The following is a 10,280-nucleotide window of genomic DNA, read 5'->3' as shown; positions in this document are numbered from 1 at the left end:
TCAGCGCTATCAGTACGCTTGGCGGCGCATGGGGCATTATCATCGCCCTTGGTATTTTACTGCCGCTCGTTTTTGTTATTCTTGGCCGTGCTATCTCAGCGGTAGGTATGGTTGCCACGGACGCCGCTCAGCGCTTATCACTGATTATTCCTATCATCGCCGCTTTTTTATGGTTCGGTGAAGTGCTGACAGGGACACGTATATTTGGCCTAATGCTGGGTTTTTTAGCGCTAGGCGCGCTGGTGTATCGCCCGCAGCACTTGGCTATAGCTACCACTAGTACTGCTAATATAGATCATCCTAGCGACAGCACGACTAGCAATAACAGTGCTCTCTCATACGCTAGGCAGACGCCACTTTGGTTATTCGGTGTTTGGGCCGGCTATGGCATTATTGATATTTTATTTAAGCAAGTCGCCAAGCAGGGCGCCGCCTTTCCATTAACGCTATTTGTTAGTTTTGGCTTGGCAGCTGTGCTGTTATTTATCTATTTGCTTATCACCCGAGTGCGCTGGCAGGGCAATGCTTTGGCAGCAGGTCTGCTGCTTGGCGTACTGAACATGGGTAATATTTATGCATATGTGCGCGCCCATCAAGTCTTGTCTGAATCACCAAGTATCGTCTTTACGGGTATGAATGTTGGGGTGATTACCGTCGCTACCCTTATCGGGGTTGGCGTATTTAAAGAGCATCTTAATCGCATTAACATGTTAGGAATCCTGCTGGCTATCTGCTGCGTTGCGGTGCTGTTTTTGGCGTAAACTTGAGTTAGGATTTACTGATTAAAATTTGACGGTTAACCGACTAAATACAAGCAAATGCTAGCGCTTATGGTAAGGTAATTTATAATTCGCTATGGGTGTTGCTACGTCGTTAGGAACGAACATCGCTAAGCGCTTATAACACGTTATGATAAAATAAAGATTCAATAAATAGAGGATACTTAATCAATGGAATATCAAAAACAACTACAACGTATAAAAGAGGGTTCAGGATTCATCGCCGCACTCGATCAAAGCGGCGGCAGTACGCCTAAAGCGTTAGAGAATTACGGCGTAAACGGTGATGCCTACGATAGCGATGATGCTATGTTCGATTTAGTGCATGAAATGCGCGCCCGCATTATGACCTGCGACTGCTTTGATAATGAGCGCGTCCTTGGTGCGATTTTATTCGAAGATACGATGGATCGTGAAGTAAACGGCAAGTCCACTGCCAACTACTTATGGGAAGATAAAAACATCGTTCCTTTTTTAAAGGTAGATAAAGGTCTAGCTGAGCAAATGAGCGGCGTGCAAGTGATGCGCCCGATGCCAGATTTGGATGCGCTACTTGATAAAGCTAAAAAGTACCCTGTATTTGGTACTAAAATGCGTTCAGTCATTTATGAGCCAAGCGTCGATGGCATTGAGCTTGTCGTACAGCAGCAGTTTGATGTCGCCAAACAAATCATCTCTAAAGGCTTTATGCCCATTGTTGAGCCTGAGGTCAATATTGATAGCGCACAAAAACACGAGTGTGAAGTGATACTCAAAGCAGATATTTTGCGCAATCTGGATCGTTTAAACGACGATCACCAAGTCATGCTTAAACTGACTTTGCCAGAGGAAGAGGGCTTTTATCAAGAGCTCGTCGATCACCCAAAAGTGCTCAAAGTAGTCGCGCTATCAGGTGGTTACAGCCGCCAGCAAGCTTGTGATAAGCTCAAGCAAAACCCAGGTATGATCGCCAGCTTCTCACGTGCCTTTACCGAAGGCTTAAGTAAGCAGCAGAGCGATAAAGAGTTTGCTGAGACCATTGATAACTCGATCAATGAGATTTATGAGGCGTCAAAGGTTTAATTTGACTCCTTTTGCAAAAGACATCAGCTAAAAAGGCGCTACTAATCAGTAGCGCCTTTTTTTAGGATTACAATCAGTCTTTATCATACCTCTTTATACAACTGACGACCCTCAGCACGATATTTTTCTGTCATCTCAGCCATGCCTTGACGTACTTCCTCTAAGCTCGCTTCACGGGCTTGCTCGACCAGTTCAGTATCGACCTGCTTGATACGGTGGTTCTCGTTTTGAAGATCACCGCTACTTGGCGTGACTTTATTTTCCAAGCCTTTGGCGTACTCACGCACATTTTGCGTGATTTTCATCGAACAAAACTTAGGGCCACACATGGAGCAAAAGTGCGCCGACTTGTGCGCGTCTTTGGGCAAAGTCTCATCGTGGTATTCACGCGCGGTATCAGGATCGAGCGCTAGATTGAACTGATCATCCCAGCGAAACTCAAAGCGGGCTTTGGATAACGCATTATCACGCGCTTGTGCCCCTGGATGACCTTTGGCAAGATCGGCGGCGTGAGCGGCAATTTTGTACGTGATTATGCCGTCTTTGACATCCTTTTTATTAGGCAATCCTAAGTGCTCTTTGGGCGTCACGTAGCAGAGCATGGCGGTGCCAAACCAGCCAATCATCGCCGCCCCAATGGCACTAGTGATATGATCATAACCAGGTGCGATATCAGTCGTCAACGGCCCTAAAGTATAAAAAGGCGCGTCCGCGCAGATCTCAAGCTGCAAGTCCATATTCTCTTTTATACGGTTCATCGCAACGTGTCCGGGACCTTCGATCATCACTTGTACATCGTGCTCCCATGCCACTTGGGTCAATTCGCCAAGGGTACGTAGCTCACCAAATTGCGCTTCGTCATTGGCGTCTTGCAAACAGCCGGGACGCAGGCCGTCTCCTAAGCTAAACGCGACATCATACTGCTTCATAATCTCGCATATGTCCTCAAAATGCGTGTATAAAAAGCTTTCTTTATGATGAGCCAAGCACCACTGCGCCATGATAGAGCCACCACGCGAGACGATACCTGTCAAACGATTGGCGGTCAGCGGCACGTAGCGTAGCAGCACGCCTGCGTGAATGGTGAAGTAATCTACGCCTTGCTCCGCTTGTTCAATTAAAGTATCGCGGAAGATCTCCCAAGTAAGATCTTCTGCCACGCCATCGACTTTTTCTAATGCTTGGTAAATCGGCACGGTACCGATGGGTACAGGCGAGTTACGAATCAGCCATTCACGAGTCTCATGAATATGATTACCCGTTGATAAATCCATAATGGTATCCGCGCCCCAACGTGTCGCCCACGTCATTTTCGACACTTCTTCATCGATAGAAGAGCCGAGCGCTGAGTTGCCGATATTAGCGTTTATCTTCACCAAAAAATTACGACCGATAATCATCGGCTCAGACTCAGGATGGTTGATGTTATTTGGGATAATGGCGCGTCCAGCGGCAACTTCATCACGGACAAACTCAGGAGTGATAATCTTTGGCGTATTGGCACCAAAGCTTTCACCCTCGTGCTGGCGCATGTCAGTTAACTCATGCTGTTTTTGTGTTTCGCGAATAGCGATGTATTCCATCTCAGGCGTGATAATACCGCGGCGCGCGTAGTACATTTGCGTGACATTGCCTACTTTGCCATCGACGTATTTAGCGCGGCGCGGTTTGTCGATGTGCGCAAACCTAAGATTAGCGGTACTAATGTCACGGGCACGGGCTTGCCCGTATGAGCTAGACAGACCACTCAGCTCTTCGGTATCACCGCGCTCAGCGATCCAACCCTCGCGTAATTTAGGCAACCCTTTGGTGAGATCAATATGAGCATCGGGATCGGTATAAACGCCTGAAGTGTCATAGACATAAAACGGCGGGTTGTGCTCCCAGTCCGACTCATCAACGCCTTGAATAGGCGTAGGATCAAGTGTAATCTCGCGCATCGGCACTTGTATATCAGATCTTGATCCTTGGATATAGACTTTACGAGAAGCGGGGAGAACACGATGCAAGTCGCGAGCGTCCTCCTCAAAACGGGCGTCGGTAGAGGTGCGATGGGCAGGGGTTTTTAGTGCATCGGCTTTTTTGTCAGACGACTTTTGATTAGGTTTTGATATTAGGGTTGAGGCTGTCATATGCTGTCCTAGCGTGTTGTTTTGAATAAAATCAACACCGCCAGTAGCTGCGGGACAAGCATAGAATTTATATCTATCTTAATTGCATAAAACGTTTTACTACGATGATAGGCAGTCAAACGCTTCAAAAATCAGTAGACGCCACTTCATATTAACCAACGTGTTCTAGCGATAAGAGACAGTATGATGATAAAAAGGCATTTCTGCGCGCCTAATAGATAGGTATAACGTATGCTTAAGACTTCCCTGCGTCGGTACTAACCGCATCAGGTTCGGCGGGTGATCTCTCAGCGAATGCGCACTGGCTTGTGACCAATTGCACACCGCACCCCGAGTCTGTCAGTGTTGTAAATTTGCTGCTGGCAGGTTTACACCAGCAAGCTTTATAGTAGCAAAATTAGCTTAGGATAAATAGCAGTTTGCTTTATTTCTCTGGCGTCCAACCTTGCGCACGCTCGTAGTCTTCATTATCTAAGAACTTATCCCGCTGCTCAGTCAAAAACTTTTTGGCTTCAGGATCCATCATACTCAGATGATTTTCATTAATGAGCATGGTTTGTTGCTCAAGCCACTCTTTCCATGCCTTTTCAGAAACTGTATCTTGTAGCTCTTGACCTTTTTTGTTTGGAAAAGGCGGATGCGGCATCTTTGGCAAATCTTGCTGATATTTGCGGCAAAATACGGTATTGGCTTGCGGGTTAAAGGTCTCAGTCATGAGGTGCTCCTTATTGATTTTATAAAGTTATTTATTAAATATTAGTATTTATCTATGATAACGGTCTTAGTCAATTTAGCAAAGGCTATCAGGTGTATAGAAGGTAACAGCGAGTGTGCCTAAGAGAATGAACAAAAATACCCGCAACAATGGCGGGTATCTTTATAAAAGATATACGTTGGTAAGTATCAACTAAGCAAAAGCCTTAAGGCGGGCTCGGCCGTTAATGACCGCTTGCTTAACTTGATTGGGCGCTGTGCCGCCTAAATGATCACGCGCCGCGAGTGAGCCCTCAAGCGTTAAATACTCAAAGACATCATCACCGATAGCGTCACTAAATTGTTGTAGTTGGGCTAGTGACAAGTCACTCAAATCAACGCCCTCCTTGATACCCAAAGCGACTGCATGACCGACGACTTCATGAGCATCACGAAAGGCGACGCCGTTACGCACTAGATAATCGGCCAAATCGGTCGCTGTCGCATAGCCTTTCATGGTAGCGGCGCGCATAGCCTCGATGTTTGGAGTGATATTCGGTAGCATATCAGCAAAGGCAAGGAGTGAGCCGGTCAATGTATCGACGCAATCAAATAGCGGCTCTTTATCTTCTTGGTTGTCTTTATTATAAGCGAGCGGCTGACTCTTCATCAGACTAAGCAGCGTCATCAGTTGACCAAAGACGCGCGCTGATTTACCGCGTACCAGCTCTGGCACATCAGGGTTTTTCTTTTGTGGCATGATAGATGAGCCGGTACAGAAGCGATCGGGTATCTGCACAAAATTAAACTGCGCCGACATCCATAAGATAATCTCCTCGCTCATGCGCGATAAATGCATCATCAAGATCGAAGCGTTCGATGTAAACTCAATAGCAAAGTCACGATCTGAGACGGCATCAAGTGAGTTTTGGCAAATGCCCTCAAAGCCTAGCAGCTCGGCGGTGATGGTACGATCTATCGGAAAGGTCGTACCAGCCAAAGCTGCGCTACCGAGCGGCATCTGATTCATACGGCGACGAGCATCTTTTAGGCGCTGGGTATCGCGGTACAACATCTCAAACCAAGCCATGACATGATGACCAAAACTTACTGGCTGCGCGGTCTGCAAATGGGTAAAGCCTGGCATGATAGTGTCGGTATGCTGCTCAGCCAGATTAAGGAGACCGCTTTGCAAGCGCACTAGTAGCTCAATGATATTATCAGTCTCCTCCCTTAGCCAAAGACGAATATCGGTTGCCACTTGATCATTACGGCTACGCCCCGTATGCAGTTTTTTGCCAACTGCACCAATAATGTCTGTCAGACGCGACTCGACGTTCATATGTACGTCTTCAAGGGCAATGGACCACTCAAATTCGCCCGCTTCAATCTCAGCGAGCACCTGCCGTAGACCTTCTATGATCGTTGTAACCTCATCATCAGCCAAGATACCGCAGCGACCAAGCATCGTCGCATGGGCAATTGAACCTTGGATATCGTGACGGGCAAAGCGTTGATCAAAGCCAACTGACGCGGTAAAAGCGGCGACAAAACTGTCAGTGGCCTCACTAAAGCGCCCGCCCCACATCTGCTGGCCCTGACTATTTAGAGCAGCATTTGACGAATCGTTTTGTTCAGTGCTGCTCATAGTATCTGTGCTAGAATCAGAGACAGGTGACTTTTTATTTTGCTCAGAATCAATGGAGCTATCAAGGTTTGAAGAAATGGCGTTCATATCGGTCTAAGACTACTCATAAGAATAAGCACTCAAGTATAGCAAATGATGAGGTCGCCTTACTAGCGGCGCGCTTAGAGTTTTTTATCCCCAAGCTCATGGTCATGATGAAGCCTTGGCAGTGGCTGATGTACCTCTTTTTTTGGTCGTTATTTGTTACTATCACTAAGCGCCAAGATTTGGTTACAGGGTCTGATTTTGCCATTTTTTTTGCAGGCTATTTTTTTCAAAACGTCATCTCAATCCTTCCTGTTTTATATCTTATCGATTATCTGCGACCCATATTTAAGAGCATGAGTAACGTTAGAGTCAGCGTCTATATCATAGCGCTATTTATGACAAGCTCTGCTGTAACTATGATTTTAGTGCAGTTGGTAATGATTAATTTTGATTGGCTCAAGTACGATACTCGAACGTTTATCATAGACGTTATGCTCGATAGTATTGTGGGCGGCGGTTTTACTTTAGTCTTTATCCTATACTTTTTACGCCGCTACATGGAGCTAAACGCTCTCAAAGCCTCATTTGAGGACAAGCTTGGCGCGCAAAACGATATGATTAAGGCCCGTATTGCTCCGCACTTTTTCTTTAATACCGTTAATACACTAATCGCCCTTATGGATTCTAATCCTGCGCGCGCCTCTAAATTACTAGAGCACGTCTCAGCGCTCTTTCGTGCCAGCTTCAATGGCGCTCGTGAGATCAGTTTTGAAGAGGAGATTGCACTTTGTGAGCATTACATAGCGATAGAGTCGAGCCGATTGGCGGACAAGCTGATTGTCAATTGGTCTCTACCTGAAGAAGATATCATGTATGACATGGTCATCACTTCACTCACCTTGCAAAGTGTTCTGGAAAAGATGCTGCTCAACGTCGTAGAGATGACTACTGAGACCATTGATATTCATATAAAGGTCACGTGGGAGCAGCACCGCGTGATCATTACGATTACCGTGCAACTGCCTAGCAAGACTTTGATGGTTATTTATGATTTGCAGCAACACATGGATTTTTACATTCAAACTGAGCGTTTGCGCGCTTACTTTGGCGATAGCGCTACTATCAACAGTACGGTCACAACTGAACAGATCATCACTAAGATAAACTATCCGCTTCAAGATGTTGGTCTGTAACGCTTTTAAAACAACCTTTTTTAACAGCTGGCATATTTATTGCTACATTATTACTACTATCGATAATGGTCTAGCTATTATTATAAATAACACGAGTTAAATTGATGTAAAAAGATAACGCAATAGGCTTTTACCTCAAAAAATTGTCTTTAAAAGGGCTTTTTACAGCTTCTGAAATGCAGTGATTATGTAAAGTAGTGAATAAATAAGTGATAGATAGTATTAAAAGAATATGAGCATATACCAGTATAATATCTATACTACTAAATAGCGGTCACATATAGTTTAAGAGAGGATATTACATGCGGATTGTAGTTTGTGATGATGAGCCATTAGCGCGTGAGCGTTTGGTGAGAATCGTGCAAGAGTCAGGTCATAAAGTGGTTGCTCAAGCAACGACTGGCATGGAAGCTATTACCGCCGTAAAGTCTCATCAACCCGATATTATATTACTAGACATTCGTATGCCTGAGATGGACGGTGTGCGCTGCGCTCATGAGCTCAATAAGCTTGAGCATCCGCCTGCTATCATCTTTGTTACTGCTTATGATCACTATGCGATTGCCGCACTCAGAGCCAATGCGATTGGTTACCTGCTCAAGCCTGCTAACAAAGATGAGCTGTTAGAGGCACTGAGTAAAGCCAAAAGCTTGAATGCCGCCCAGCTCAATGAGATCCGTAAACTTGAGGATCCAACAGCACGGCCCATTCGTGAGCATATCTCAGCACGGACTCATCGCGGCGTTGAGCTCATTAAACTCAAAGACATCTACTACTGTACCGCTGATCAAAAGTATGTCAAAGTGCGCCACAAAGACGGTATTGTACTGATTGATGAGACTCTAAAAGAGCTTGAGCAAGAATTTGACGATCGCCTATTTCGTGTACATCGCAATGCCATTATTAATCTAAGCTATTTAGATTTTTTGGAGACAGTAGATGCAGGTCAGTATCAAGTTCGCTTTAAGGGTATTGATGAGACCCTAGCGGTTAGCCGTCGCCATCTGCCTGCGCTACGTGAAAAAATACAGAGTATGTAGATATCGTCTTATGTAGATCTTGCTGTATTTAGAAGTTGTTTAGTGAGCATTAGTCATGAGCTGCAAATCATTCATACCGTATCATCACACCCTTATTTATGCTTAAATAGGGGTATTTTTTTGCGTCCCTACTTTACGACGTTAGCAATACATTGATTTGAGGTCTTTTATGAGTAACCAGCGACAACCTGCCTTGACTACCCTAAACATCGCAACACGCCAAAGTCCCTTAGCGTTATGGCAAGCTGAGCATATTCGAGATCGACTGCTAGCACTATATCCTGACATGACTATTAATTTGCTCAAAATTGTCACTAAGGGCGATAAGATTTTGGACACGCCTTTAGCCAAAATCGGCGGTAAAGGGTTGTTTGTCAAAGAGCTAGAAGAGGCATTGTACGATAAACAAGCGGATATAGCCGTACACTCGCTAAAAGATGTACCGATGCAACTACCACAAGGGCTTACGCTTGGCGTTTATTGCACCCGTGCAGCGCCCACAGACGCTTTTGTATCTAATAGCTACCAAAGTATCGATGAGCTACCACAAGGGGCTATCGTTGGTACCGCCAGTCTACGCCGCCAGTGCCAAATAAAAGCCTATCGACCAGATTTACAAATCAAAACCCTGCGCGGCAATGTCGGCACGCGCCTAGGTAAGCTTGATGCTAATGATTATGATGCAATTATCTTGGCAACCAGTGGTTTACAGCGTATTGAGCTTGATGCGCGTATTCGTAGTGAATTGGATATTGATATGTGTCTGCCTGCGGTCGGACAAGGCGCGCTTGCAATTGAGTGCCGCGAAGATGATACGCGAGTAATGGACTTACTTGCGCCGCTGAACGATGACAAGGCTCGTATTCGCCTAATCGCAGAGCGCGCGCTTAATAGGCATCTACAAGGCGGCTGTCAGGTACCTATTGCCGCGTTTGCGGTATTACAAATGGCGGACAGTTTCGATAATAATATGGATAACGGTAATGATGATAATGGCAACACGCTTTGGCTACGTGGCCGCGTAGGGTCTGAGAATGGTAGCCGATTGCTCAAAGCGGACAAACGTATTACCTTGACGGGCACGCAAGATGAGCAAGAGTCGCAGGCTAATGAGTTGGGTATTGACGTGGCGGATATGCTCCTTGCTAAAGGGGCGGATGAGATATTATCCGCCATTTACCAAAGCTAGTAATGTTGTTTTGAACAGGCTATTTATTTTATCTTATTACACGTAATGGTATGTCTATGTCATCCGATTTAGATCAATTGTCTGCTGCTTTGTCCTCAAATATAGTGATCAATACGCGCCCAGTAGAGCGCGCCGCGCCGCTGACGCATCTGCTACAAAGCGCTGGACTGACCGTAGTTGATATGCCGATGCTTGCCTTGCAACCACGCGCCATTACTGAGCAAGAGGTGCAGGTGATGAAGCGATGGATGGCAGGTGACTATCAGGCGCTTGTCATCGTTAGTCCAACGGCTGCCGCCTCTGGCCTTGGGGTATGGCAAAAACTTGAACAAAAAGTCCAAGAACAGACAGGCAGTGACTCTTTAGCCTTGCAAGCCCAGTCACCTGATGTATTTGTATTCAACAAAGCTAACAATGAAGCGCCCAGTCATATTATTGCGGTTGGCACAGCGACAGCTGCTGTCCTACAAAGTGATGAGCGCCCTATCAACTATCAAGTGCTACAACCTATGGTTGC

General features: G+C 45.8%; 9 protein-coding genes and 1 riboswitch. Of the genes, 6 read left to right on the top strand and 3 right to left on the bottom strand.

Annotated elements, in window-relative coordinates; translation table 11 throughout:
• Both ACTXGO_RS06180 and ACTXGO_RS06175 read left to right on the top strand, forming a co-directional pair.
• A partial coding sequence (locus ACTXGO_RS06180; RefSeq protein ID WP_443573724.1) for an EamA/RhaT family transporter occupies positions 1-761 on the top strand: 761 nt, incomplete at its 5' end.
• Positions 762-950: 189 nt separating this feature from the next.
• Positions 951-1,841, top strand: coding sequence for a fructose bisphosphate aldolase (locus tag ACTXGO_RS06175; protein WP_435950020.1), 891 nt, complete (start codon positions 951-953; stop codon positions 1,839-1,841).
• An 83-nt stretch (positions 1,842-1,924) separates the two neighbouring features.
• Here the strand turns inward: ACTXGO_RS06175 and thiC are convergent, their stop codons facing one another.
• From thiC to argH, 3 genes are all read right to left on the bottom strand, one after another.
• On the bottom strand, positions 1,925-3,973 hold the full coding sequence (thiC, locus tag ACTXGO_RS06170; RefSeq protein ID WP_443573722.1) for a phosphomethylpyrimidine synthase ThiC: 2,049 nt from the start codon (positions 3,971-3,973) through the stop codon (positions 1,925-1,927).
• Between the two features lie 226 nt (positions 3,974-4,199).
• Positions 4,200-4,316, bottom strand: a riboswitch (TPP riboswitch).
• Between the two features lie 81 nt (positions 4,317-4,397).
• On the bottom strand, positions 4,398-4,688 hold the full coding sequence (locus ACTXGO_RS06165; RefSeq protein WP_317199666.1) for an oxidative damage protection protein: 291 nt from the start codon (positions 4,686-4,688) through the stop codon (positions 4,398-4,400).
• Positions 4,689-4,880: 192 nt separating this feature from the next.
• On the bottom strand, positions 4,881-6,254 hold the full coding sequence (argH, locus tag ACTXGO_RS06160) for an argininosuccinate lyase (RefSeq protein WP_443573726.1): 1,374 nt from the start codon (positions 6,252-6,254) through the stop codon (positions 4,881-4,883).
• Between the two features lie 128 nt (positions 6,255-6,382).
• Here argH and ACTXGO_RS06155 point away from each other — a divergent pair, with 128 nt between their 5' ends.
• The 4 genes from ACTXGO_RS06155 to ACTXGO_RS06140 form a co-directional block, all read left to right on the top strand.
• On the top strand, positions 6,383-7,534 hold the full coding sequence (locus ACTXGO_RS06155; protein ID WP_443573720.1) for a histidine kinase: 1,152 nt from the start codon (positions 6,383-6,385) through the stop codon (positions 7,532-7,534).
• A 302-nt stretch (positions 7,535-7,836) separates the two neighbouring features.
• Positions 7,837-8,574 (top strand): LytR/AlgR family response regulator transcription factor, encoded by a 738-nt coding sequence (locus ACTXGO_RS06150; protein WP_443573718.1) that lies wholly within the window; start codon positions 7,837-7,839, stop codon positions 8,572-8,574.
• A gap of 169 nt (positions 8,575-8,743) precedes the next feature.
• Positions 8,744-9,763 carry a hydroxymethylbilane synthase gene (gene hemC / locus ACTXGO_RS06145; protein ID WP_443573716.1) on the top strand — a complete coding sequence of 340 codons (1,020 nt, stop codon included), beginning with the start codon at positions 8,744-8,746 and terminating at the stop codon, positions 9,761-9,763.
• Positions 9,764-9,819: 56 nt separating this feature from the next.
• The coding region (locus ACTXGO_RS06140; RefSeq protein ID WP_443573715.1) for a uroporphyrinogen-III synthase at positions 9,820-10,280 on the top strand (461 nt) is incomplete at its 3' end.

Source organism: Psychrobacter sp. T6-1, from assembly GCF_052258445.1.
This window is presented reverse-complemented; position numbering and strand designations above follow the sequence as displayed.

Excerpts from the sequence above, each read along its gene's own strand:
- ACTXGO_RS06150 (WP_443573718.1), top strand. The coding sequence starts at position 7,837 with ATGCGGATTGTAGTTTGTGATGATGAGCCATTAGCGCGTGAGCGTTTG.
- ACTXGO_RS06165 (WP_317199666.1), bottom strand. The coding sequence starts at position 4,688 with ATGACTGAGACCTTTAACCCGCAAGCCAATACCGTATTTTGCCGCAAA.
- ACTXGO_RS06175 (WP_435950020.1), top strand. The coding sequence starts at position 951 with ATGGAATATCAAAAACAACTACAACGTATAAAAGAGGGTTCAGGATTC.
- thiC (WP_443573722.1), bottom strand. The coding sequence starts at position 3,973 with ATGACAGCCTCAACCCTAATATCAAAACCTAATCAAAAGTCGTCTGAC.
- argH (WP_443573726.1), bottom strand. The coding sequence starts at position 6,254 with ATGTGGGGCGGGCGCTTTAGTGAGGCCACTGACAGTTTTGTCGCCGCT.
- hemC (WP_443573716.1), top strand. The coding sequence starts at position 8,744 with ATGAGTAACCAGCGACAACCTGCCTTGACTACCCTAAACATCGCAACA.